At 41.2% G+C, this 26436-nt stretch carries 21 protein-coding genes and 6 tRNA genes; 22 read left to right on the top strand and 5 right to left on the bottom strand.

Annotated elements, in window-relative coordinates; all coding sequences use genetic code 11:
- Nucleotides 1–722: 722 nt before the first annotated feature.
- The 3 genes from EAE90_RS12475 to EAE90_RS12465 all read right to left on the bottom strand — a co-directional run bounded on the left by EAE90_RS12475 (nucleotide 723) and on the right by EAE90_RS12465 (nucleotide 3254).
- On the bottom strand, nucleotides 723–1172 hold the full coding sequence (locus EAE90_RS12475; protein WP_214053769.1) for a cupin domain-containing protein: 450 nt from the start codon (nucleotides 1170–1172) through the stop codon (nucleotides 723–725).
- A 454-nt stretch (nucleotides 1173–1626) separates the two neighbouring features.
- A complete protein-coding gene (locus EAE90_RS12470; protein WP_214053768.1) occupies nucleotides 1627–1947 on the bottom strand; it encodes a hypothetical protein in 321 nt (106 codons plus the stop codon).
- A gap of 542 nt (nucleotides 1948–2489) precedes the next feature.
- On the bottom strand, nucleotides 2490–3254 hold the full coding sequence (locus tag EAE90_RS12465; RefSeq protein WP_214053767.1) for an iron-containing redox enzyme family protein: 765 nt from the start codon (nucleotides 3252–3254) through the stop codon (nucleotides 2490–2492).
- A gap of 446 nt (nucleotides 3255–3700) precedes the next feature.
- Between EAE90_RS12465 and EAE90_RS12460 the strand changes: the two genes are divergently transcribed.
- Nucleotides 3701–4594 (top strand): LysR family transcriptional regulator, encoded by an 894-nt coding sequence (locus EAE90_RS12460; protein WP_214053766.1) that lies wholly within the window; start codon nucleotides 3701–3703, stop codon nucleotides 4592–4594.
- Nucleotides 4595–4852: 258 nt separating this feature from the next.
- On the opposite strand, the gene glnS is transcribed toward EAE90_RS12460, so the two are convergent.
- A complete protein-coding gene (gene glnS, locus EAE90_RS12455; protein WP_214053765.1) occupies nucleotides 4853–6520 on the bottom strand; it encodes a glutamine--tRNA ligase in 1668 nt (555 codons plus the stop codon).
- Between the two features lie 1141 nt (nucleotides 6521–7661).
- On the opposite strand from glnS, the gene EAE90_RS12450 reads away from it, so the two are divergent.
- From EAE90_RS12450 to EAE90_RS12400, 11 genes are all read left to right on the top strand, one after another.
- Nucleotides 7662–8960 (top strand): glycosyltransferase, encoded by a 1299-nt coding sequence (locus EAE90_RS12450; protein WP_214053764.1) that lies wholly within the window; start codon nucleotides 7662–7664, stop codon nucleotides 8958–8960.
- 342 nt (nucleotides 8961–9302) lie between these two features.
- The gene (gene nagE, locus EAE90_RS12445; protein WP_214053763.1) at nucleotides 9303–10817 is read left to right on the top strand and encodes an N-acetylglucosamine-specific PTS transporter subunit IIBC; all 1515 of its coding nucleotides are present in this window, start codon (nucleotides 9303–9305) and stop codon (nucleotides 10815–10817) included.
- A 277-nt stretch (nucleotides 10818–11094) separates the two neighbouring features.
- Nucleotides 11095–11907: a glucosamine-6-phosphate deaminase gene (gene nagB, locus EAE90_RS12440; protein ID WP_214053762.1), complete on the top strand. Its 813-nt coding sequence runs from the start codon at nucleotides 11095–11097 to the stop codon at nucleotides 11905–11907.
- An 86-nt stretch (nucleotides 11908–11993) separates the two neighbouring features.
- A complete protein-coding gene (nagA, locus tag EAE90_RS12435) occupies nucleotides 11994–13154 on the top strand; it encodes an N-acetylglucosamine-6-phosphate deacetylase (RefSeq protein ID WP_214053761.1) in 1161 nt (386 codons plus the stop codon).
- A 15-nt stretch (nucleotides 13155–13169) separates the two neighbouring features.
- Entirely contained in the window at nucleotides 13170–14393 is a 1224-nt protein-coding gene (gene nagC, locus EAE90_RS12430; RefSeq protein WP_214053760.1) for a DNA-binding transcriptional regulator NagC, read from the top strand.
- 151 nt (nucleotides 14394–14544) lie between these two features.
- Nucleotides 14545–14621, top strand: a tRNA-Met gene (locus EAE90_RS12425).
- Nucleotides 14622–14626: 5 nt separating this feature from the next.
- Nucleotides 14627–14711, top strand: a tRNA-Leu gene (locus EAE90_RS12420).
- A 28-nt stretch (nucleotides 14712–14739) separates the two neighbouring features.
- A tRNA-Gln gene (locus EAE90_RS12415) sits at nucleotides 14740–14814 on the top strand.
- A gap of 52 nt (nucleotides 14815–14866) precedes the next feature.
- Nucleotides 14867–14941: transfer RNA gene (locus EAE90_RS12410), tRNA-Gln, on the top strand.
- 57 nt (nucleotides 14942–14998) lie between these two features.
- Nucleotides 14999–15075, top strand: a tRNA-Met gene (locus EAE90_RS12405).
- 6 nt (nucleotides 15076–15081) lie between these two features.
- A tRNA-Gln gene (locus EAE90_RS12400) sits at nucleotides 15082–15156 on the top strand.
- A gap of 235 nt (nucleotides 15157–15391) precedes the next feature.
- Here the strand turns inward: EAE90_RS12400 and ubiF are convergent.
- Complete coding sequence (gene ubiF / locus EAE90_RS12395; RefSeq protein WP_214053784.1) at nucleotides 15392–16573, bottom strand: 3-demethoxyubiquinol 3-hydroxylase; 1182 nt, start codon at nucleotides 16571–16573, stop codon at nucleotides 15392–15394.
- 198 nt (nucleotides 16574–16771) lie between these two features.
- Between ubiF and miaB the strand changes: the two genes are divergently transcribed.
- From miaB to EAE90_RS12345, 10 genes are all read left to right on the top strand, one after another.
- Nucleotides 16772–18202 carry a tRNA (N6-isopentenyl adenosine(37)-C2)-methylthiotransferase MiaB gene (gene miaB, locus EAE90_RS12390; protein WP_036776705.1) on the top strand — a complete coding sequence of 477 codons (1431 nt, stop codon included), beginning with the start codon at nucleotides 16772–16774 and terminating at the stop codon, nucleotides 18200–18202.
- Between the two features lie 87 nt (nucleotides 18203–18289).
- Nucleotides 18290–19267, top strand: coding sequence for a PhoH family protein (locus EAE90_RS12385; protein ID WP_214053783.1), 978 nt, complete (start codon nucleotides 18290–18292; stop codon nucleotides 19265–19267).
- On the top strand, nucleotides 19264–19731 hold the full coding sequence (ybeY, locus tag EAE90_RS12380; protein ID WP_105399045.1) for an rRNA maturation RNase YbeY: 468 nt from the start codon (nucleotides 19264–19266) through the stop codon (nucleotides 19729–19731). The genes EAE90_RS12385 and ybeY overlap by 4 nt, the downstream gene beginning before the upstream one ends.
- A gap of 72 nt (nucleotides 19732–19803) precedes the next feature.
- On the top strand, nucleotides 19804–20685 hold the full coding sequence (corC, locus tag EAE90_RS12375; protein ID WP_036776710.1) for a CNNM family magnesium/cobalt transport protein CorC: 882 nt from the start codon (nucleotides 19804–19806) through the stop codon (nucleotides 20683–20685).
- A 7-nt stretch (nucleotides 20686–20692) separates the two neighbouring features.
- A complete protein-coding gene (lnt, locus tag EAE90_RS12370) occupies nucleotides 20693–22222 on the top strand; it encodes an apolipoprotein N-acyltransferase (protein WP_214053759.1) in 1530 nt (509 codons plus the stop codon).
- Between the two features lie 130 nt (nucleotides 22223–22352).
- Complete coding sequence (locus EAE90_RS12365) at nucleotides 22353–22814, top strand: carboxymuconolactone decarboxylase family protein (RefSeq protein ID WP_214053758.1); 462 nt, start codon at nucleotides 22353–22355, stop codon at nucleotides 22812–22814.
- 444 nt (nucleotides 22815–23258) lie between these two features.
- Nucleotides 23259–24152, top strand: a complete 894-nt coding sequence (locus tag EAE90_RS12360) for an amino acid ABC transporter substrate-binding protein (protein WP_214053757.1) — start codon at nucleotides 23259–23261, stop codon at nucleotides 24150–24152.
- Nucleotides 24153–24283: 131 nt separating this feature from the next.
- On the top strand, nucleotides 24284–25024 hold the full coding sequence (locus EAE90_RS12355; RefSeq protein ID WP_214053756.1) for an amino acid ABC transporter permease: 741 nt from the start codon (nucleotides 24284–24286) through the stop codon (nucleotides 25022–25024).
- Complete coding sequence (gene gltK, locus EAE90_RS12350) at nucleotides 25025–25699, top strand: glutamate/aspartate ABC transporter permease GltK (RefSeq protein WP_112878081.1); 675 nt, start codon at nucleotides 25025–25027, stop codon at nucleotides 25697–25699. It begins immediately after the preceding gene.
- The gene (locus tag EAE90_RS12345) at nucleotides 25699–26424 is read left to right on the top strand and encodes an amino acid ABC transporter ATP-binding protein (protein WP_214053755.1); all 726 of its coding nucleotides are present in this window, start codon (nucleotides 25699–25701) and stop codon (nucleotides 26422–26424) included. Before gltK ends, EAE90_RS12345 begins: the two co-directional genes overlap by 1 nt.
- Nucleotides 26425–26436: the final 12 nt, after the last annotated feature.

Genomic DNA, 26436 nt, shown 5'->3' with positions numbered 1-26436 from the left:
GTAACCATAAAATTACTGTCAAAAATGTAAATCGATTTATAAAATATAAAAATCTCACATTAAGAAATAAAATTAAAGTCACTTAATCAGCATCTATAAAGGTTATTTTTCGCATCATGAATTATCAATGAAAAAAAAGAGATTTTTTTTAAAACATGACAGAGAACACATTACAAAAAAACAACAATAGTTATATACCTCATTGATATAAAAATAAAAAATAATACAAAAACGAAAGATTAACAATATAAAAAACGTACTAAAAAATAGATTAATTAATACAAATATTTTCCAACTAAAATAGATGTAAAATTATTTACCAATGATAATATTTAAAAAAATAAACTACCCATTGTGATTTATTTTTATTATAGAGAATAGTTAAATAATCAAAATTTAACTTAATTGAAAACGTGGTAATTGAGGTAAAACCCATATTTTATCTAAATTAAATTAGCAGGAATTACCCTTATTCTCATTCAGTACATGACAGTAAATATCTTATAAAATACCGGGACATTGTTAATATAGCCGTTATCTTTCAAGTTGCCTCTTTGTTGACTGCGCTCGCTTACCCCAATCACATAGTTATCTATGTTCCCGGGGATTCACTCCTTTTGCCATCGCGGTGCATCTTGAAATCCATAGGGTATAAGCTTTTATCCCGGTTAAATCATTCTCTGTTTTTAAATACAATCTACATAACCTAAAATTACTTGAATTTAAAGCTCTTCACGAATAGCAAGACCTAAGTTTTGCAACATTGGCGCATTCTCACATGCAATATAGAATACTTCCTCAATAGCACTACTGTTAACATGTTGATGCCATGCCCACACAGGTACATATATCGCATCACCGGCTTTCCACGAAATATGTTGTTCACCAATGAGTGAATACCCCTCACCATTAACGATATATATTATGGTTTCATAACTGTGTCTGTGTTTACGGGTTGATTGTCCAGGTTGTAATCCCCCCAGAGTCATACTGAGAACTTTACTAGGTAAATTAACCATCGCCACTTTATGGCGTCTTTCATTCGAGAAATTCAAATCTTGACTCAATTCAGAATTCAATACATCTTCATGAATCAATTTAGCAGGCTTATCTTCAATTAACTCTCCGGGAACTTTGCCAAAGTCGCCAGATGAGAAAAACGTTTCTTTCACTATAATTACCTCCAATATTGTAGCTTATTGTAAAATTTGCATTCTGAAATAACACCAGAAATACTTTATCTTACAAATACCTTAGCCATCATTTCTGTCTATGTATCTATTAATTCTGACAAAAGTGCAATAAATTACATAAAAATTATCGATAAATTTTTTAATAAAATCAAACCGCATCATTCCGCATAATAGCAATAACAATGGCAACGAGTGATACAGAAATATTTCCTTAAGTCAAAATATATTCTCCTTAATAATAATTTATGGCAATAAACATTTCAAGCCCAAGATGTCAGTTAAAAATTTTTTGTATATCTGTGAACTATCGCCTTATCTTCTCTTTTCATATAAAAAATAGTTACAATCATGATTTATTAATTATTCATTAAACACTATTTTATTTCCCTAACAGCTAAACCCTACAAGCCTCTTTCCCTAAAAATTGAGATACTTACTTTGTTACTTTCTTAAGTAAACATTTATATGTTATATCTTCTGGATTATTAAGCATACGATAAATTTCCTCTCGAAAAAAGTCACTTTCAAGAATAAACAAAAGATTATAATTCAAGAAAATGGCATCAAAATTTTCACTATTTTCTAATATTTCAGACATATCGCTATTTCCCACAGAAACGAATTTATTTACCCTATATCGCATTATACTAAACGAGGTATTGTCCATCGTTTCCCCAATATCAGCAGCATGTGGACAGTATCCCTCTAATGCTATCCTGGCAAAAATAACTTTTACGCTGTAACCTAATTCCAAAAAATAGGCAGCTTAAATTCTTAGTAAAAATACCGGTGGGCTGAAAATGAGTTGGTGGGAACACATCTTTGTGAATGTTAAAGAACCGCTCCATACGTTCAAACTCAGAGACATCGGAAGATTCAACAAGAATCAACTTTTTTATTTATTTCATATTTATCAATAGCTTTAGTAGGAATACTCCTTAACTTACGTTTCAGAATTTTACCTATCGTCTGCATAGAAATTTGATCAAAGCTACTCGCAACAACCACATATTCTCTAATATAGTATTTCTTCTCAGCCTTTTCCAATATTAGCTACATAATTTGTTGTCCAACAACCTTACATTTAAAATTAACTTTCCATTCAATAGAATAGATAATAACTAATTTGTTTTTGACATCATATGAATTCAATCCAATAATTATTACGTTATATATGATCACAAATGTTTATATCGCCTCTTTCGCCAGAAATATATCAACACTTTATACTGATATTTCATCACTAGAAACCAATCAAGTACTTTTTCTGTACATGTCATTATGACGCAAAGTACCTCAATCACATTCGGATAAAAGTGTCGTTACATCTGTATTTACCCTGATATTACTTTGATATAGCTCATTAAGCATCGCAATGCGAAAATGCACCATTTCTTCACCCACTGCAATAACATCCACTCTACGGTAAGGTTTCTCTTCAACCATTCGATCAATAATTTTTCTCATCGCAATGGCATGATCTTCATCCTCTTCAACATGAATTCTAAAGAAATGCAATGCATCATCAGGCGCCTTTATAAATTGCAAGGCATCCAAAATTGGGCCATAAACCAAAGGTACGATCGCCTCAGCACCTAAACACAGGGCCGCAAGCCCTCTTAGAGAATCATCACTGCGGCAGTGGCGAAACATGGCATTAATCAGTTGCTGAGTACTGTTAAGAATCGGGTCACTTTTAGGAACAGCGTTAATAGCTGCCATCGCCTTTTTGTATAACTCTGCGTGAGATATCTTTGCAGCATCGGTTCCTGTTAGCTCTTCCAATAAATTGTGAGAAAGCAACACAAAATCTTTTTGGTCTGCTAAACCTCCCATCAATGAACAGAGATAGCGAGTGAAATATTGTGAATAGTAATGGTGCTGGATCATAAACTTTCTTAATAAACTCTGGTCCACTTGTCCAGAACGGCAAGCCACCAGAAATATATTCGAATTAAGCTCCTCCAATAGCTCTTTAGAGAAAACGTCTTCCCACAGTGGAGATAGAAAATAACCGGTTTCTTTTTTAAGTTCGTTTTGAGTGTTGATAGCAAGTTCCATAATAAACCTTTTTAGTAACATTCAACCGATGAAATAGATAATATATAGACTCTTCTCAAGCCAAAAATAGTCGTTCTATATTTATGTAACTCTATCAATCTGTTAACACAGATTGTTGCAATGCCGTAGGTAAGAAATAGATGTTAATTGGCCCAACCTTGCTCTAATGTGCTTCCATTACGCACCATATTCAAAGGGATAGCTACGGCCATAAAACAAGACGAGCGCAATTTTATTTACACTTGTCCCGTTATCCATTTTGGTTTTCATGACCATTTCGATTTTCAACTTTAAATATGTGCGGTTCATCGCTATATGGCAGCGAAAACAAAATGAATTTTATTTCATACTACAGATTCGCTAATAGTGGATAAATAGACCTAAAATCACTTCTGAAGTGACTTTCTTGTCACCAATGATGACCTAAAAAAATTCCAGGAGGCCAAATGAATAATTTGAGTGGATTTATAATCTTCATCCATGTAGCCGAAGCTCGTAGCTTCGCAACGGCAGCCCGGCAACTCGGACTCTCTCCTTCATCTGTTAGCAAAAGCATCTCCCGCTTAGAAGAGAAATTAGGTGTCCGCCTGCTCCAACGTAGCACTCGTAGTGTCAGTTTGACGGCTGAAGGCTCATTGTTCCTTGAGCGCTGCAAACGTATTCTGGACGAAATTTCCACTGCGGAACATGAGCTATTAAGCTCCATCTCTGCCCCTCAAGGCCGCCTGAGAGTGAGTTTGCCATCACTCAGCAGCCTGATGTTACCCGTATTATCTGCTTTTGCCACTTGTTACCCACAGATAGAGCTAGAACTGGATTTTAGTGATCGATTAGTTGATGTTATCGATGAAGGGTTCGATGCTGTGGTTCGCACTGGAGAACTCAACGATTCACGACTCATGAATAAACGTATAGGGTCTAGCCGTCTTGTCTACGTTGGCGCTCCAAGCTACTTTGCACAACACGGTAAGCCATCACATCCCGGAGAGTTATTACACCACGCCTGCTTGATGCACCGTTTTCCAACTACCGGCCTGTTGGAAAAATGGCCTTTGCGCTCAGGAACATCCGAAGTAGACATTCATCTCCAAGCAAAGATAACCAGCAATCATGTCGAAACATTGCTACACATGGCGATCCAAGGTCACGGCATCGCCTGTTTGCCTGATTTTACCGTTAAACAAGCCTTGTCTAACGGTGAATTGTTAACCATTCTGGATAAGTGGGCGGGTACTTCGAGCACCTTCCGGGTTCTCTGGCCATCTAACCGTTGGGTATTACCTAAAGTCAGAGCTTTTGTCGATTTCATGGCAGATAATTTATTCCCAAAAGAGAAATAAAATATTTATCAACAAGTTATAGAGGCGTTTATGTATGAGAATGATTATAATAACTACGCCTATTAATAACCATGTTTATAATAACCACATATAATAATTACATAATGAATTGATATTTTTGATTTTATTCTGTAATCCCGATAACTGGTTTACCCATAACTTAACCTTCTTTAGCAATGACAAATTTAGGCTCAAAAAACTGTACCTCAACGGCTGGATTTAAGTGTCCAACTTATGAGGTACAGTTCACGATCTTAATTAATCCTGAGAAATTTTTGCCCAGGTATCACGCAGACCAACGGTACGGTTAAATACCAAATTTTCTGCACTGGAATGACAACTATCAGCGCAGAAATAACCTTCACGCTCAAACTGATAAGTTTGTTCTGGTTTAGCATCAGCTAAACTTGGCTCAGCAAAGCCCTGACGGATCACCAGTGACTCTGGGTTAATTGTCGCCAGAAAATCATCTTCCGCACCTGGGTTCGGTACGCTGAACAGACGATCATACAGCCGGAATTCCGCAGGAACCGCATGAGCCGCGCTAACCCAATGAATAACACCTTTCACTTTCCGACCATCCGCTGGATCTTTATTCAACGTTTGATCGTCGTAGCTGCAATAGATTGTCGTGATATTATCGTCAGCATCTTTCTCAACGCGCTCCGCTTTAATGATATAAGCGTTACGCAGACGGACTTCTTTACCCAATACCAGACGCTTATATTGACGGTTTGCTTCTTCACGGAAATCTGCTCGGTCAATATAAACCTCACGGCTAAATGGCACTTCGCGGCTGCCCATCTCCGGTTTGTTCGGATGATTAGGCATGCTCAAAATCTGCTCCCCTTCTGGCCTATTTTCGATCACTAATCTGACCGGATCGAGAACAGCCATTGCGCGAGGGGCATTTTCGTTCAGATCATCACGAATGCAAGATTCCAATGCTGCCATTTCCACATTGTTGTCCTGCTTGGTGACACCAATACGACGACAGAATTCACGGATAGACGCGGCAGTATAACCACGACGACGCAAGCCTGAGATCGTTGGCATACGGGGATCATCCCAACCTTCAACAATCTTATCCACCACCAGCAGATTCAGCTTACGCTTAGACATAACCGTGTATTCAAGATTCAAACGCGAGAATTCATACTGACGCGGGTGACAATCAATAGTGATGTTTTCCAGCACCCAGTCGTACAGGCGGCGGTTATCCTGGAACTCCAGCGTACACAGCGAATGGGTAATACCTTCAAGCGCATCAGAGATACAGTGAGTAAAATCGTACATTGGGTAGATGCACCATTTGTCACCACACTGATGATGTTCCGCAAATTTAATACGGTACAAAACTGGATCACGCATCACAATGAAAGGTGATGCCATATCAATTTTGGCACGCAGACAAGCTTTACCTTCGTCAAATTCCCCGGCACGCATTTTTTCGAACAACACTAAGTTTTCTTCAACACTGCGGTCACGGTATGGACTGTTTTTACCCGGCTCTTTCAACGTGCCACGATATTCACGGATCTCTTCAGGACTCAATTGATCAACATAAGCCAGACCTTTGTTGATCAATTCAATAGCATATTGATACAGCGTATCGAAATAATTAGAAGAGTAGCGAATATCGCCACTCCACTCAAAACCTAACCACTGAACGTCATTTTTAATAGAATCGACGTATTCAACATCTTCCTTAACTGGGTTGGTATCATCAAAGCGCAGGTTACACTGGCCCTGATAGTCTTTTGCAACACCAAAGTTCAAGCAGATAGATTTTGCATGACCAATATGCAGATAACCATTGGGCTCAGGCGGAAAGCGAGTATGTACCGATGGATGTTTACCAGTTGCCAAATCTTCGTCAATTATCTGACGAATAAAGTTTGTCGGGCGGGCGTCTGCCTCACTCATTTCTTATACCTCAATAATGCAAAAACGCGTCACATAACCGCCTATAATCCAACAAGCAGTGCTGAGAAACAACCGTTTGTTCATGTAAAATGGCGATTCCGTGCAAAGTTGGAGCGAAAAAACGACTCTTTGTCGAAAAGGAGCTGTTTTCATAATTTTCTACTGAAAAATAAGCATGATACTTAACAATCCAAACTCACTTATCCATGCCTCTACAATCTTATATATAACAAACAGTTACGAATAGATCTTTCTTGATGTCGAAAAAACATTCAACAATAGCATAGTCAACAATACAGCACATTTATACCCGTCATCTTTCAAGTTGCCTCTTTGTTGGCTGCACTCGCTCACCCCGGTAACATAGTTCCGGGGATTCACTCCCTTGCCGCCGCGATACATCTTGAAATCCATAGGGCATATTTATAATTATCCATGAAAACGAAGGAGCATTGAGTCATTTACGATATGAAATAACTAATGAAATTGTTCTCAATCAATATTTCATTTAACCATAAAAAATATTATCAAATACCCCTCCACCAATTTTAAAGAATAAATAATTGACACTATATTTATCATAAATAACCATTTGATAAAATGAATATAAATCTATATTTTAAATTTCTAAATTACCTATCAATTGATATTTACACTCTGTAAATATAAAAAATAATTATACATATCAAATTTATGATTGAAACACTATTAATAATATTCTAATTTAAATTTTTATATATAAAAACCCATAATAACAATGAATTAATCTCATCATCAATGTGATAATTCAGGTATTTCACCACCATGATTTCATTTAAATCACACAACTATTCTAATGGGTGTTTTTTTGATAATAAATTTGTAATCAGGCCAGTGAAATAAACTAAAGCATAATAAAGGGTTACGTTACGTACACGCATTTTAATGTTTAAATCGCCGTAAATAAACAATAAAACACTTTGCAATTTATTATTAAGGTAATAATATTATCAAGTATCTTATCTGTAATAATACTATCCAGGTATAACATGATACACTTAATCAATTCTAATCATTCTATATATTAAACTAAAAAATTAATACATGAAAACAACATTCAATAATTTTACTTATTTAAAAAAATACCCTAAGGGAAATAAAAATGATAAATATCATATCAAGCCAAAAAATAGCACCAGCAATAATAGTCATTAATGGCAACTACATATCAAATGATTATCGTTCTGGTTTTAAAGTTGGAGCGACATCATTCGCACTAAAAGTCGCTGATTACTTTATAAAAAGAAACTTACTTTCTGGCTTTATACTCTACAAAAGAGATGAATCATTAATCTCACCTAAAATAAATGAAGGTATAATTAAAGGTATAAAATGTATAAATATCTTTTTTAATTTCTCTATAGAAATTTCAGATATAAGAAATATGCTAGAAAAATGTATTTCAATATTATCAATAAAAAATGATCAGATAGTTCCTGCAATAGTTTATTACCAAACAGACACACTCTTATCCTATCACCCTCCCCATGTACCTTGTTGTGTAACACATCATGGCCCTTTCGTAGAAGACTTTCAGCAACACTATTCTCTGGAAAAGACATATGATGCTTTTGAAAATAAAAATAAAGCTCAACACCTTAATATTCAACAAATAAAAGGGATTGAAATATTAATCGATAAAAAATATTTTGTTTTCCAGCATTCAAAATTACAAGGTGATTTCTTACTCAAAAAAGGAATAAAACCAGACAATATCAAAAAAATTAGCCCACCCATTTTCCTTGAAGAAAACACTGAATTGAACATAGAAAATAAATATATTCATAATTTTATCAAAACTAATAAAAATGAATTATTGTTATTTACTGCGGTAGCCAGATTAGATTATTTTAAAAATATAGAACTATTAATCAATTCAGCAACTATTTTACTGGATAAAGGTATTCCCATTAAAATTTTCATTGCAGGTGATGAAGAGAACAAAAATACCAGAAGGAATAAACTGATATCTATGGTTCCCCCCAGATATCAGTCACAGTTTTTTATATCACATAAATTATCCCAAACGGAGTTACTCGGCGTTTTCAATAAAATAAAAAATAAGTCTATTTTTGTATGTACATCACGCTATGAAACCCTTGGCATTACACCATTAGAGGCTGCACTAAATGGCGTATGCACAATCTTACCCAATTTAAATTTAGTTGAAGCAGCTTCTTATTTTTCTTCAGAGTATAAATTTATCTATAATATAGATTCTCTTACTGAGAAAATAATATCAATATACGAAAGAAATCTATTCACCACTAGTCATCAGTTACAATACATAAGCTCTTTAATTTCAAAAGCACGCTTCGAAGACAGTATGGAAAAAGCATGGGAAGAAATCTCGATAAGTTATATGTCAAACCCAAACTCCGCCTCTGAGCGCCTATCATAACACTTAAACTATTCATTAAATCAATGGGCACATACAAGTGCCCATTCATAAAACCTTATAAATTTATCTGTTTTTCATAATCAAGTTTTATGTCATTCAATCTATTTCGATAGCTAAAAGCCATAAAATCAAATAAATCACAATGTTAATTAAATTGAAAATTTAAATCCATTTACTACACATGGCTTAATTTATGCAATTTTAAACAATATCGCTACAGTGATCACAATTACTCATTTATGTGTAGCTTTTTATTATTTTTCGACTAAAAATAAGTTGTATTGCTGTTGTTCATAGCGAGCTATTTTTTCAATAAAACATCCTACAACTAAGGTAAGCATTATGGGTATATTCAACTACTTGCAGCGATTGGGAAAAGCATTGATGCTTCCCATTGCCACGCTTCCCGTCGCTGCGCTTTTGCTACGTTTCGGCCAACCCGACGTATTTAATATTCCTTTCATCGCCAGTGCTGGCGGTGGTATTTTCGAAAATCTCCCACTACTATTTGCATTAGGTATCGCAGTGGGTTTAGCAAAAGATAATGCTGGCGCTGCTGCATTGGCAGGCGTAGTTGGCTTTTTAGTACTCACTAAAGCCACATCAGTCATAGACTCAACTATCAATATGTCTTTTTTCGCCGGCATTATCGCGGGTATCGTTGCCGGTCATTGCTACAACCGTTTTTCAGATACGCGCTTGCCAGAGTTTCTTGCTTTCTTCGCAGGCAAGCGATTAGTCCCTATCATGACAGGCATTATCTGTCTGTTCATTGCATGGATATGCGGCTATGTCTGGCCATATGTCCAGCATGGGATTGATTCTTTCAGCCTGTTAGTATCAAAAAGCGGCATGGTCGGATGGTTTACTTATGGCGTACTTAACCGCTCTCTCATTCCATTTGGTTTGCACTATATTCTGCACTCTGTTTTCTGGTTTAGTCTGGGTGACTGTCTGAAAATTACTTATGACTTAGCCAGTTCTGTACATAATATCTGCCTGGCGCCGGATGTTGCCCGTTCTCTGTCCATCGGCGCAGCGATTCCAGGCATTGATGGCTCAACTATTACCCAAATCGCCACCGATATGAGCCGCGGCGACTTGAACCGTTTCTTTGCCGGCGATCCACATGCCGGAGTTTACATGGCCTGGGCTTATCCCATCTTTATGGGCGGTTTGCCCGGCGCAGCACTGGCAATGTATTTCGCAGCACCAAAGGAACGTCGTCCTCAGATTGGCGGGATGCTATTCTCCGTCGCTTTGACAGCATTCTTAACCGGTATAACTGAACCAATAGAATTCTCATTCCTATTCCTGGCGCCCGCTTTATATGTTCTGCATGCAATATTGGCTGGCGTTAGCATGGTTATCGTCAATTCATTGGGTATTCTGCATGGCTTTGGATTCTCTGCCGGATTAATTGACCTTGTATTGAGCTGGGGTCTGGCAACCAAGCCGTGGTTGTTAATCCCATTAATCGTCTTGTTCTTTGTGCTGTATTTTGTCTGTTTCACCCTCATGATTCGTATTTTTAACTTACGTACGCCAGGCCGCGAAATTGGAGAGACAACTCAAGCGACTTCCGCCGTCCAAGATAACGAAGCTATCCAACATTACATTACCGCTCTTGGCGGCGCACAAAACATTCGTACGGTAGATGCCTGCATTACCCGTCTTCGCTTAACCGTTGAAGACAACACACAATTGGATGAACACCGGTTAAAACAATTAGGCGCAAAAGGCGTCCTGAAAATAGGTAAACAGAGTGTTCAAGTTGTATTGGGTCCCCAAGCAGAAAACATTGCCGGGCAGATTCGCACTCAACTATCTTCAAGCCAGCCAAACAAAAGGCTGTAGCTAAAAACACCTCGAACTTAAAAGGGAACTTATCTCTCGTTCCCTTTTATTTTTCTTACAAAAATAAGGCCACTTAATAAGTGACAAAAACCGCAAAATTCATCACTTTTTCCATTAATCTTCTGGCTATTTTTTGCATCTTATTTTAAGATAAAAAATATCTTTGAGGTACAGCATATCTCTGCTCATACAAATGATTTAGTATTCATACGATAAGAAGATTAGTTAATCAGCTAATTTATCCAACCGCTACAATTTCTTGTTTTAAGAGGCACTTATGAGGCTGATCCCCCTAACGAATGCAAGTGACGTTGGTAAATGGTCCGCACACTATATCGTTAGCAAAATCAAAGCATTTAACCCCACCGCCGAGCACCCTTTTGTTTTGGGATTGCCAACCGGCAGTACACCACTGGCAACTTATAAAGAACTCATTGCTCTGCATAAAGCTGGGAAAGTCAGTTTTAAATATGTCGTGACATTCAATATGGACGAATATGTCGGCATCGCCGAAAATCATCCACAAAGCTACCATAGGTTTATGCATCAAAATTTCTTTGACCATACTGATATTCCAAAAGAAAATATCAACCTGCTCAATGGCAATGCCTCTGATGTCGAAGCGGAATGCCAACGTTATGAAGATAAAATCAAATCTTACGGCCAAATACATCTATTTATGGGCGGTGTCGGTAACGACGGTCATATTGCTTTCAATGAACCAGCGTCATCCTTGACTTCCCGTACACGTATTAAAACACTGACCGTAGAAACGCGCACAGCTAACTCCCGCTTCTTCGATAATGATATTAATCAGGTGCCTAAATACGCCCTGACCGTAGGTGTAGGCACGTTAATGGATGCAGAAGAAATTATGATCCTTGCAACAGGTCTAAATAAGGCTCAAGCCATTCAGGCGGCAATCGAAGGCAATGTCAACCATATGTGGACAATAAGCTGTCTGCAAATGCACCCTAAATCCATCATTGTTTGTGACGAACCGGCAACAATGGAATTGAAGGTAAAAACAGTCAAATACTTCCACCAACTGGAAGCAGAGATTATCGGCGAATTCGCCAGCAAAAATTAAGAATCTACACAGCCTGATGCCTCTCTCACAGGCTGATTACCGTCATTATCTTCAATCATCATCTCCCGATCCCATAGGAGGCTAAGATGTATGCTTTAACCAACTGCATTATATATACCGGTAACAACAGACTCGATGAACATGCCGTTATCATTGCAGACGGCTTAATTAAACGAATTTGCCTAACACAAGAGTTACCCGAACAAATTGAAAAACGTGATCTAAATGGCGCAATTCTTTCCCCCGGCTTTATTGATCTGCAAGTGAATGGCTGTGGTGGTGTTCAGTTCAACGATCAGTTGGAAAACATTTCAGAAAAAACGCTGGATATCATGCAAAGAACCAATGAGCGCTCTGGCTGTACCAGTTACTTACCCACGCTGATTACCAGCACAGACGAATTGATGATGGCCTCTGTTGAAGTCATGCGCACTTATCTTAAACATAATCAGCATCAGGCTTTAGGTCTACATCTGGAAGGGCCTTATCTCAATCCGGTAAAGAAAGGCACTCATAATCCAGAGCTTATCCGTAAGCCTACATCTGAAATGATAAATTTCCTGTGCGATAACGCTGATGTCATCACTAAGTTGACCCTCGCACCGGAAATGGTTGAACAAAAATATATTCAGCAGTTGGTAGAAGCCGGTATTGTTGTTTCCGCCGGTCATTCAAATGCCAGTTATGAAGAAGCCCGACAGGGATTCGAAAACGGAATTACTATCTCAACCCATATTTATAATGCCATGCCCGCTATTTCAGGCCGCCAACCCGGCTTGATTGGCGCTATCTTTGATACACCTGAAATCTATGCCGGAATCATCGCTGATGGTTTGCACGTTTCATGGCCAAATATTCGTAATACTAAGCGTTTGAAAAATGATAAATTAATTTTAGTAACGGATGCGACGGCCCCTGCCGGGCTCAATCCTGCCTCCTGTAAAATGGAGCATTTCACCTTCGCAGGTAAGACCATATACTATCGCAACGGATTATGTGTTGATCAAAACGGCGTTCTAAGCGGCTCCTCTCTCACTATGATAGATGCCGTTAAAAATAGCGTTGAACATGTTGGTATTGCACTAGATGAAGCACTGAGGATGGCAACTCTCTACCCTGCTCGCGCAATTGGTGTTGATAAATATCTTGGCGCCGTTGAAACCGGGAAAATCGCTAACCTCATTGTTTTCAGTCACGACTTTAAAATGCGCAAAACCATCGTTAACGGAAAAGAAACTGAACTTTGACGGACTAAATAGCTGATGAGTTATAACAACACACAAAAACAAATTGGTAATATTGACCTTGTAAAGCAACTTAATGGAGCCGTGGTATATCGGCTGATTGATCAACAAGGGCCAATTTCTCGCATTCAAATTGCTGAACAAAGTCAACTTGCGCCAGCCAGTGTGACTAAAATTACTCGTCAGTTACTTGAACGGGGTTTGATTAAAGAAGTCGATCAACAAGCCTCCACCGGAGGCCGCCGCGCTATTTCCATCGTTACAGAAAATCGTCACTTCCACACTATCGGTGTCCGCCTTGGCCGCCATGATGCTACTCTCGCTCTTTATGATATGAGCGGCAGGGCCTTGGTTGAAGAACATTATCCACTACCGGAAGCGACTCAGCAAAAAGTTGAAGACCGGCTCATCAACGCAATAGAAAACTTTATTCAACAAAATCAACGCAGAATACGCGAACTCATCGCTATTTCAGTTATCCTGCCCGGATTAGTTGACCCAGATACCGGCATTGTCCGATATATGCCTCATATTAAAGTGACTCACTGGACTCTGGTCGATAATTTGAAAAAGCATTTCAACATTACCTGTTTTGTTGGTCATGATATTCGCAGTTTAGCATTAGCTGAACACTATTTCGGCGCCACCCGTGATTGTGAAGACTCAATATTGGTACGTATCCATCGGGGTACCGGTGCCGGGGTGATTATCAATAACCAGATACTTCTCAATAATAGAGGAAACTTAGGTGAAATTGGTCATATTCAAATTGAACCACTCGGTGAACGTTGTCACTGCGGCAATTTTGGCTGCCTGGAAACTATCGCCGCTAACTCAGCGATAGAAGCGCGAGTTCAGCATCAATTAAAGCAAGGTTTTCCAAGCCAGCTAACATTGAATAATTGCAATATCAGAGCTATCTGCCAAGCCGCTAACCAAAATGATCCACTCGCCTCTGAAGTGATAAAAAGCGTTGGCCATTACCTCGGCAAAGCCATCTCTATCGCGATTAATTTATTCAACCCACAGAAGGTTGTTCTGGCGGGAGAAATTACTGAAGCTCAGAAAGTGCTCTTACCCGCTATTCAAAGTTGTATCAACTCTCAGGTTTTGAAAGAATTTCGTCAAGATCTGCCAATCGTTGTCTCTGAATTAGTCCACTGTTCTGCTATTGGCGCCTTCGCTCTGACTAAACGTGCTATGCTTAATGGCGTCCTGTTACAACACTTACTCGAAGGGTAATGTTATTTTTTGTTGATTTTGACAGCAAAATGCTTACATGCCAATCAAACAAGCGACTTTAAGCAGATTTCGAGAAAAAAGCAGTTGACGCATTTAGCTGATATACGCATAATGCGCCCCGCAACGCCGATGAAGGTAATGCAAAAAAGATGGCTACGTAGCTCAGCTGGTTAGAGCACAGCACTCATAATGCTGGGGTCACAGGTTCGATTCCCGTCGTAGCCACCATCTTTGCGGGAGTGGCGAAATTGGTAGACGCACCAGATTTAGGTTCTGGCGCCGCAAGGTGTGCGAGTTCAAGTCTCGCCTCCCGCACCATTTATTCATCGAGTTGTCGTTATTCAGATGGGGTATCGCCAAGCGGTAAGGCACCAGGTTTTGATCCTGGCATTCCCAGGTTCGAATCCTGGTACCCCAGCCATAATCTTGATAACACAATTCTGACAACATGTTGTACAGTGACTACTTTCAGTTGGGGTATCGCCAAGCGGTAAGGCACCAGGTTTTGATCCTGGCATCCCCAGGTTCGAATCCTGGTACCCCAGCCATTAACTGAATGTCGCCCACTAGTTATATTGCAGTAAAATTTTCTCGCTTCAAAAAAAGGCTACGTAGCTCAGCTGGTTAGAGCACAGCACTCATAATGCTGGGGTCACAGGTTCGATTCCCGTCGTAGCCACCACTTCATTGGGGTATCGCCAAGCGGTAAGGCACCGGATTCTGATTCCGGCATTCCCAGGTTCGAATCCTGGTACCCCAGCCATATTTATCAATGTGTTACGTGAAGTGATGTGTTGAAAAAGCATACAGAAAGAATAGAAAAAGAATATACAGTAAGAATATTCTTTAGTGTAGCGGGCCGCCGAAAGGTGGTTTTTTGCTTTCCAGCCCCCTATCTTTTCTTGCTTATCAATAGCTGCATATCAAAGAAAAGCTAATTATTCACGCCATAATATAGAGTTACGACGTGCTTATGATCTTCACTACTATTCTATACGTTACAATCCCAACGCATACTTGAGCACCACTTTTTTCATTACGCCAGCCCGTTGAGCTGCCATCAGCGCCAAATTACGAACAACTTTCAGCCCCGGCAATTCATTACTAAACACCGTGTAAAATAGATCCATTCCAGCTTGCATCATCAGGTTATCCGGCATTCTGCGGCGCTGATAACGCATCAATACTTCCAATGAATCCCACTGCTCTGTTAATTCTCTCGCCTTTACCAAAACATCAAGCAGCGTATTCACATCCCGATAACCAAGATTTACTCCCTGCCCGGCCAGCGGATTAATAGTATGAGCCGCATCACCCAACAATACTAATCCTTCACGCACATAACTGTTAGCATGGTGACGAGTCAAAGGAAATGAACCGGCGGCAACGGGAGTCACTTTACCTAACCGTACAGGAAATGCCTGGAAAATCTCCTGCTCAAGTTGAGTCATTGACATTGCCTGTAATTGTCGTATGCGTGCCGGTTCGTCGTACCACACCAGCGAAGCCCATTGATCAAACAGTGGAAGAAACGCTCTTGGGCCAGAAGGAAAAAACTGCTGCCAGGTAATATCCTGCTGTGGCTGTTCTGTTTTTACCGTGATCAACATACAAGACTGTCTGTATTGCCAGCCACGGCTGCCAATTCCCGCCATTTGCCGAACCTGAGAACGAGCGCCATCCGCCCCGACAATCAAGCGAGCAGTCATTTCCGTTCCATCAGCCAGAGTCACTAACCAACCCACTTTCTGCCACTGCATTGATTGCAATACTGCCGGGCATAGCAAAGTCAAATTGGGATATTTTTCAAACTGCTGCCACAGAGCCAGTTGCAAGATACGGTTTTCAACCATATAGCCCAACTCAGGCAACCCTAGACTTTGTGCATCAAACACCAAATTAGAATCATTCTGTTCCCAAGTCTCTAATGTACGATACGGCGCGCTGCGCATCTGTAATACCGCATCCCATGCGCCAAGTTGTTTGAGCAAATCTACCGAAGCACAACTGATCGCTGACACACGTACATCAGGCTGACTCTGTGCATCATAAGATTGCGGCGGTTGATGATCCAATAAAGCAACTGTCCAACCTTCCTGTGCCAGCCCCAATGCTGTCGCAGCGCCGATCATGCCAGCACCAACCACCACTACATCAAAAATCTGTTGTGAATTATTCATCTCAGTCATGCTATTAACCCATTGATTAGTACAGTGTACCGAATTTTTAATTCTCTGGTAGAGAATATCCTGTTTAACAGTCTGGTCACTGCTCCTGCAAATGACTACAATATCCGACAACTTTATGCCTAATACACAATTGCTTTTGCCGTGTAATAACACTTTTCGGCGCGGTAGAAAGCTTGGATACACAAGAAAATGTCGACGATAAAAAAACTGTATATTAAAACTTGGGGCTGTCAGATGAATGAATATGATTCATCTAAAATGGCCGACCTACTGGAAAGTACTCACGGTTATCAGTTAACCGATGTCGCCGAAGAAGCAGACATTTTGCTATTAAATACCTGTTCAATCCGCGAAAAAGCACAGGAAAAGGTTTTCCATCAATTAGGCCGCTGGAAAAACCTAAAAGATACTAATCCAGATATCATCATTGGAGTCGGTGGCTGTGTAGCCTCTCAGGAAGGGGATTTCATCCGCCAACGCGCTCAGTGTGTAGATATTATTTTCGGGCCGCAAACATTGCACCGTTTACCTGAGATGATCAACCAGGTGAAAGGTACCCGCAGCCCGGTTGTTGATATCAGCTTCCCAGAAATCGAGAAATTTGACCGCCTTCCTGAACCACGCGCTGAAGGCCCGTCTGCTTTCGTTTCTATTATGGAAGGCTGCAACAAATACTGTACTTTCTGTGTCGTACCTTATACCCGCGGGGAAGAAGTTAGCCGCCCATGTGATGATGTTCTGTTTGAAATCGCGCAACTTGCCGCGCAAGGCGTACGTGAAGTCAACCTTCTCGGTCAGAACGTGAACGCTTATCGTGGCGCCACTTATGATGGTGATATCTGCTCTTTCGCTGAGTTAATTCGTTTAGTCGCAGCTATAGATGGTATTGACCGTATTCGCTTTACGACTAGCCACCCCATTGAGTTTACAGACGATATTATCGCTGTTTACGAAGATACGCCGGAATTGGTTAGCTTCCTGCATCTACCGGTGCAAAGTGGCTCGGACCGTATTCTAACGTTGATGAAACGCGCCCACACAGCCCTTGAGTATAAAAGCATTATCCGCAAACTGCGCAAAGCACGTCCTGATATCTTAATAAGCTCTGACTTCATTGTCGGATTCCCAGGTGAAACCCAAGATGATTTCGAGAGAACCATGAAACTGATCGCTGATGTCAATTTCGATATGAGCTACAGCTTCATCTATTCTGCTCGTCCGGGAACGCCGGCAGCCGATCTGCCTGATGACGTCAGCGAAGAAGAGAAGAAACAGCGTCTTTACCTGTTACAACAACGTATCAACCAACAAGCAATGAGCTACAGCCGTGCTATGTTGGGCAGTGTACAACGTATTCTGGTTGAAGGAACTTCCCGTAAGAATGTGATGGAACTTTCTGGCCGTACTGAAAACAATCGGGTTGTCAACTTTGAAGGCCAGCCTGATATGATTGGCAAATTCGTTGATGTTGAAATTGTTGATGTCTACGCCAACTCACTACGCGGTAAAGTTATCCGTACCGAAGATCAAATGGATCTTCGTATACACGAATCACCTGAGTCCGTTATAGCCCGTACCCGTAAAGAAGATGAAATCGGGGTCGGCACCTATCAGCCCTAAATATAGAGATAATCAGTGATTCAACAAATTCATTCACAAATAGCAACTCAGGAAATTTTCCTTGAACCAGCCGATAATCAGCGCCTAATGAGCCTGTGTGGGCCGTTTGACGACAATTTAAAGCAGCTTGAACGCCGGTTAGGTATTGAAATCAGCCGTCGTGATAACCGTTTTAAGCTGATGGGTAAACCGCTGTGCGTTAGCGCAGCCACTAATATCCTACGTCATTTATATGCGGAAACTTCCCCTATCCGTGGGGTGATCTCTGATATCAAACCAGAACAGATCCATCTGGCAATCACCGAGAGCCGGGTTCTGGAGCAAACCGCCGAGAGCATACCCGAATACGGTAAAGCCGTTAACATTCGCACCAAACGCGGCATGGTAAAACCACGTACGCCCAATCAGGCGCAGTATATTGCCAATATTCTTAGCCATGATATTACGTTTGGGATTGGCCCTGCCGGTACGGGAAAAACTTACCTGGCCGTCGCTGCTGCGGTTGATGCTCTGGAACGGCAGGAAATCCGCCGTATCCTGCTAACCCGACCGGCAGTAGAAGCGGGCGAAAAGTTGGGTTTTCTACCTGGCGACCTGAGCCAAAAAGTTGATCCGTACCTGCGTCCACTCTACGATGCTCTATTTGAAATGCTAGGTTTTGAAAAAGTTGAAAAGCTGATCGAGCGTAACGTTATTGAAGTTGCTCCGTTAGCTTATATGCGTGGACGAACCTTAAACGACGCTTTTATTATTCTGGATGAGAGCCAGAACACAACCATCGAACAGATGAAAATGTTCCTGACCCGTATCGGCTTCAACTCCAAAGCGGTTGTTACCGGCGACGTTACGCAGATCGACCTGCCTCGTGGGCAGAAATCCGGCCTACGCCACGCCATTGAAGTTCTATCAGGCGTCGGCGAGCTGAGTTTCAACTTTTTCCACAGTGATGATGTTGTCCGCCATCCGGTGGTTGCCAAAGTTGTCATTGCCTATGAAGAGTGGGAAGCAACCGAGCAAAAACGCAAACAGGCACTTAATGAGCAACGCAAGCAGGAAGCACAATGAGTTCAGTCATACTTGATTTACAAATTGCTTGTGAACATTCACAAGGTCTTCCTGAAGAAACCCTGTTCCAGCGCTGGCTGGATGGGGTTTTGCCTCAATTTCAACCAGAAAGTGAAGTCACTATCCGTATTGTTGATGAGGCAGAAAGCCACGATTTAAATCTGACCTACCGTGGTAAAGATAAGCCAACAAATGTGTTATCTTTCCCATTTGAAGCCCCACCAGAGGTTGATTTACCCCTGCTTGGCGATCTCATTATCTGTCGTCAGGTTGTTGAAAAAGAAGCGGAGGAACAACAAAAAACAGTAGAAGAACATTGGGCGCATATGGTTGTGCACGGCTGCCTACATTTGCTGGGTTATGACCATATCGAAGATGATGAAGCAGAAGAAATGGAATCTTTGGAAACAGAAATTATGCAAGCGTTAGGTTATGCTGACCCCTACCTTGCAGAAAAAAAGTAACCATTCGTACCATTTTTATGCTAAAAAATACCAACAATAACTTATTTAATGGGAAATTTTCATTAAAACGCCATGAGCGACGACCATCCTTCAAGTAACGATAACCCTGGCCCTAAGAAAGGGTTTTTCACTCTTCTTCTTAACCAGCTTTTTCACGGTGAGCCAAAAAGCCGTGATGAACTGGTGGAACTGATCCGTGACTCTGAACAAAACGATCTGATTGATCCTGATACCCGCGATATGCTCGAAGGGGTAATGGATATTTCCGATCAGCGTGTCCGGGATATCATGATCCCCCGTTCTCAAATCGTTACCTTAAAACGTAATCAAACCCTGGACGAATGTCTGGACGTAATTATCGATTCGGCTCACTCTCGTTTCCCTGTGATCAGTGAAGATAAAGATCATATTGAAGGGATTTTAATGGCAAAAGACCTATTGCCATTTATGCGCACCGATGCCCCACCATTCAGCATAGATAAGGTTCTGCGTCAGGCTGTCGTTGTACCTGAAAGTAAACGGGTTGACCGCATGCTGAAAGAGTTCCGTTCTCAACGTTATCATATGGCAATCGTCATTGATGAGTTTGGCGGCGTATCGGGTCTGGTCACTATCGAAGATATTCTTGAGCTGATCGTCGGTGAAATTGAAGACGAATACGATGAAGAAGAAGATGTCGATATTCGTGCCTTGAGCCGTCATACCTATACGGTACGAGCGCTGACTCAGATTGAAGACTTTAATGAAGCCTTTAGCACCCAATTCAGCGATGAAGAAGTGGATACTATTGGCGGTCTGGTTATGCAGGCATTCGGTCATTTGCCAGCCAGAGGGGAGTCCGTTGATATCAACGGTTATCTCTTTAAAGTTGCTATGGCCGATAGCCGAAGAATTATTCAGGTTTATGTTACGATACCGGACGATGCGCCAATACCTAACCTTGAAGAAGAATAAAATCTGAATGAACAAAGCTTCATTATTAAATTGCCAGCGGCTGCGCGCCTTACTGGCACTGTTTTTTGGAGCCAGTGGAACACTGGCTTTTTCACCTTTTGACTTCTGGCCTGCCGCTATTATCTCCCTGTTTGGACTACAGCTTCTGACTTTGAACAGGACACCCCGACAAGCGGCATTTATTGCTTTTTGTTGGGGATTCGGTCTGTTTGGCAGTGGTACAAACTGGGTATATGTCAGCATTGCCAATTTCGGCGGCATGCCAACCGTGGTCAATATTCTGCTGGTCATATTACTTGCCGCCTATCTCTCGCTCTATCCTGCTTTATTCGCTGGATTACTCAATCGCTTCTTCGCAAAAACGAACGGGGTGAGGCTGGCTGTAGCAGCACCTGCATTATGGCAACTTACTGAATTCCTGCGAGGCTGGATTCTAACCGGTTTCCCTTGGCTACAATTCGGCTATAGCCAATTAGATGGTCCAATGAAAGCCATTGCACCAATTTTGGGTGTTGAAGCCATCACATTCCTGTTAATGGCTATTAGTGGGTTATTCGTTCTGGCCGTCATACATCGGAAAATAGTCGTCGGTATTATCGCTGTCGCCATTTTACTATTACCGTGGCCAATACGCCATTATCAGTGGTACAACCTACTGCCTGAAAAAACAGTTGATGTCGCGCTCGTTCAGGGAAATATCCCACAATCCCTGAAATGGGCCCCCCATATGCTCAACGAAACTATGGACATCTACATGGACAACAGCCTGCCATATATCGGCAAAACACCGATAATCATCTGGCCGGAATCTGCTATTCCTTCATTGGAAAGTTATCAACGTCATTTTCTAACAAAATTGGACGAACTGTTACGCAATCAACATACCAGTCTTATTACCGGTATCGTCGATGAAAGAGCCGTTGGCGACAGTGATAAGATCTATAACAGCGTGATTGTCCTCGGCGATAAAATACCTTATCAATATCCGGCAGCTATTCGTTACGATAAATATCATCTGGTACCATTCGGCGAATTTGTTCCACTGGAATCTCTACTCCGCCCCTTGGCGCCATTCTTCAATTTACCCATGTCTTCATTCAGCCGTGGCAACTACATTCAACCACAGCTTTCTGTTGCAGGATATAACCTGACCACCGCGATTTGTTATGAAATTATACTGGGTGAACAGGTTCGTGCGAATTTCAAACCGGATACCGAATTTTTACTCACTGTTTCCAATGATGCTTGGTTTGGTAGTTCAATTGGCCCCTGGCAACATTTCCAAATGGCACGCATGCGCTCCCTCGAATTAGGACGCCCATTACTACGTGGTACCAACAACGGCATTACAGCCGTTATCAGCCCGGACGGAGAAGTGCAAGCAGCACTCCCACAATTTACCCGTAATGTTTTGGCAGCTAAAGTGACACCCGCAACCGGGATAACACCTTATGCTCGCTGGGGTAACTGGCCGGTATGGATAATTACCGTATTGTTTGCCCTGTTTGCCTTAACATATAACCGCCGTAAAATTTGATCCAAATATCCATATCATCAAAAGGGAGCGAAATTGCTCCCTTGCACTATTCCTTTGCACTATGCAGAAACAGATTAACTTTTAATCCATTTTCCATCCAATTGATAGAAAAACAAAGGAGTAACAAGTTATGCAAGCAAAACGTCTGCAACCATCGGAAATTTCACCAGAGCTTTATAACGCTGTCGTAAAAGTTGATGAATTAACTTACCAATCTACTCTCGGTAAGGCACTCATCGAACTCATCAAAGTCAGAGTTTCCCAAATCAATGGCTGTGCCTTTTGCCTTAATATGCATTCCAAAGCTGCCCGTAAAGCAGGAAATAGCGAACAAAAGCTTTACCTCCTAAGCGCCTGGAAAGAAGCGACTATTTTTACATCACGGGAAAGTGCGGCTTTAGGCTGGGCAGATGCTTTATCTCGGATTGTCGAAACTGGAGCAGAAGATGAACATTACACTCCACTATTGGCGGAGTTTGATGAAAAAGAGATTGTCGATTTAACATTGTTAATCGGCCTTATCAACCTATGGAATCGTCTGGCAATTGGTATGAAATATACTTTGCCCAATTCTACCACTGACCTATCCTAAGAAATTCAGCAAGGTTAATTACTAGCGATAATTAACCCTGCTAATCCTCAATAACTGATATCACTCTATGCTATGCAAATAACTTACTTAAACAACTTATTAGTGCTAATTTTCCCTCCCTTTATTATTTTGGCACGCTAATTGCTGCTATATCTATGAATGAAAAGGAAAATAGCTGTTTCACTAACCCAAAATGGGAAAACGCACTAAAAAAATGATAATCACGCACCTTTATTGTGCAAGATAAACAACATTGTTCATTTATAGTGCGAGACAGCTCCCGAAATAGAAACAATTCATTTTCATTGACTAACCCTTTTGTACTATTTTTTAACACTATATATACATATAACAGCAAATGATCCTCGATTAAAAACAAATCACAGAGAGACTTTTGCAAACACAACAACATCGCAAACGATAGCCACATTAAAGGAGTTGTATATGCGTATGCGTAACCTAGTACTAACTATGATGTTACTTGGCATGGCGGGGGCTGTTCAGGCCGAAGAGTTAACGGGAACACTGAAAAAGATTAAAGACGATGGCGTGATCATTGTAGGGCATCGTGAATCTTCCGTACCTTTTGCTTACTACGATAATCAGCAAAAAGTCGTCGGCTACTCTCAGGATTATTCTAATCTGATTGTTGAAGCAGTGAAGAAGAAACTGGATATGCCAAATCTGCAAGTAAAATTGATACCCGTGACTTCTCAAAATCGCATCCCATTGCTACAAAATGGCACTTATGATTTCGAATGCGGTTCCACTTCCAATAACCTTGAACGCCAAAAACAAGTCTCTTTCTCAAACTCTATCTTTATTGTTAATACACGTTTGTTGACTAAAAAAGGTTCCGGTATAAAAGATTTCCCTGATTTAGCCGGTAAAAATGTCGTTGTCTCAGCAGGTACCACATCTGAAATATTGCTGAATAAACTTAACGATGAGAAAAACATGAAAATGCGCATCATCAGTGCAAAAGATCATGGCGACTCATTCCGTACTCTGGAGTCCGGCCGTGCCATCGCCTTTATGGTGGACGATGCTCTGCTAGCAGGTGAACGCGCCAAAGCGAAAAAACCTGATCAATGGGAAATTGTTGGCACACCTCAGTCTAGAGAAGCCTATGGTTGTATATCACGCAAAGACGATCTTCAATTCAAGAAGCTGATCGATGAGACCATTGTTCAGGCGCAAACCTCTGGAGTGGCAGAGAAGTCATTTGAGCGCTGGTTCAAACACCCGATTCCACCCAAGAACCTGAATTTGAATTTCTCTTTGTCTGATGAAATGAAAGCACTATTTAAATCGCCAAATGATAAGGCGCTTGACTAGAAATATAATTAAAAAATGACTATTTGATTGGCATCACAGGGTGCGAGGTGGCCGTTCCCTACCTCGCTTTTTTTCTCAGCCAATCAATCGCTTTCAGGGGATCAAGCTACACCCTCACAGGGAGTATTATTATGTCAATCGATTGGAACTGGGGCATCTTTCTGCAAGCGGCCCCTTTCGGCAATACGACTTATCTAGGCTGGTTGATAGCTGGATTTCAGGTGACGATTGCCTTGTCTATCTGCGCCTGGATTATCGCTTTCATTGTCGGCTCACTGTTCGGCATCTTGCGCACTGTTCCCAATAAAATATTATCTGGGATAGGTACCTGTTATGTTGAGCTTTTTCGTAACGTACCACTGATAGTTCAATTTTTTATCTGGTATCTGGTTGTACCTGAACTACTGCCAGAAAAAATCAGTTTATGGTTTAAAACCGAACTGGACCCTAATATTCAATTTTTTCTCTCATCCACTGTCTGTTTAGGTCTTTTCACCGCGGCACGGATGTGTGAGCAGGTTCGTGCCGCCATACAATCATTACCACGCGGTCAGAAATCGGCAGGGCTGGCAATGGGGCTAACCTTGCCGCAAACCTATCGCTATGTCCTATTACCCAATGCCTATCGAGTAATCATTCCACCCATGACGTCAGAAATGATGAATCTGGTAAAAAACTCCGCCATCGCCTCCACTATTGGCCTGGTCGATATGGCAGCACAGGCAGGTAAGTTACTTGATTACTCAGCGCATGCTTATGAGACATTCACGGCAATTACACTGGCCTATGTCGGAATCAATCTGGTGATCATGCTTGCCATGCACTTGCTTGAGAAAAAAGTACGTTTACCGGGTAATATTGGAGGTCAATAAATGTACGAGTTTGACTGGAGTTCGATTATCCCCAGTATCCCGTTTCTACTACAAGGCTTAGTCATTACAGCAAAAATCACTATTATTGCTGTTGTTGTCGGTATTCTCTGGGGAACCGTGTTAGCCGTGATGCGGCTCTCTTCGGTAAAAATACTGAGCTGGTTTGCCACTTTATATGTCAATCTGTTCCGTTCTGTGCCACTAGTTATGGTACTGTTATGGTTCTACCTGATTGTGCCTAGTCTAGTGCAGAATGTTCTGGGGATTTCTCCGAAAACAGATATTCGTTTAATTTCAGCTATGGTCGCGTTTGCCTTTTTCGAAGCCGCCTACTATTCAGAAATTATCCGGGCAGGAATTCAGAGTATTTCCCGCGGGCAATCTTCGGCAGCACTGGCATTGGGTATGACGCCAATGCAAAGTATGAGGCTGGTTATCCTGCCTCAAGCATTCCGTGCGATGACCCCACTGTTACTGACACAGGGGATCGTACTGTTTCAAGACACCTCATTGGTGTATGTGCTCAGTCTGGCGGACTTTTTCCGTACTGCGGCAAATATCGGTGAGCGTGATGGCACTCAGGTCGAAATGATCCTATTTGCTGGTTTGGTTTATTTTATTATTAGTATTGCCGCATCTATGCTGGTTAACTATTTGAAGAAAAGGACTGTTTGATGATCTCCCTGAAAAATGTATCCAAGTGGTATGGCCAATTTCAGGTTCTCTCCGACTGCTCAACTGAAGTTAAAAAAGGTGAAGTCGTTGTGGTCTGCGGCCCATCTGGCTCAGGCAAATCCACCCTGATAAAAACGGTTAATGGTCTGGAATCCATCCAACAGGGTGAAATTCTAGTTAATGACATTAAAGTTAATGATAAAAACACCAATCTGGCACAACTACGTTCTAAAGTTGGTATGGTGTTCCAGCATTTCGAGCTGTTCCCCCATCTATCCATCATTGAGAATTTAACTCTAGCGCAGATTAAAGTGCTTAATCGTGATAAAAAAGCGGCGGAAGAAAAAGGGTTGAAATTACTTGAACGCGTTGGGCTTGCCAGTCAAGCAGATAAATTCCCGTCTCAACTTTCCGGTGGTCAGCAGCAACGTGTAGCAATCGCCCGTGCCCTTTGTATGGACCCGATTGCCATGTTATTCGACGAACCCACATCCGCACTCGACCCTGAAATGATCAATGAAGTGCTTGATGTCATGGTTAAACTGGCAGACGAAGGGATGACCATGATGGTTGTTACTCACGAGATGGGCTTCGCGCGTAAGGTAGCTAACCGAGTTATCTTTATGGATGAAGGCAAAATTGTTGAAGATAGTAAGAAAGAAGATTTCTTTGCGAATCCAAAATCAGATCGCGCCAAAGAATTTCTTGCTAAAATTCTGCATTAGCCTCATTTCATC

Origin of the sequence: Photorhabdus caribbeanensis, from assembly GCF_018448885.1 — a bacterium.
In the GTDB taxonomy this organism is placed as follows: Bacteria; Pseudomonadota; Gammaproteobacteria; order Enterobacterales; family Enterobacteriaceae; genus Photorhabdus; species Photorhabdus caribbeanensis.
This window is presented reverse-complemented; position numbering and strand designations above follow the sequence as displayed.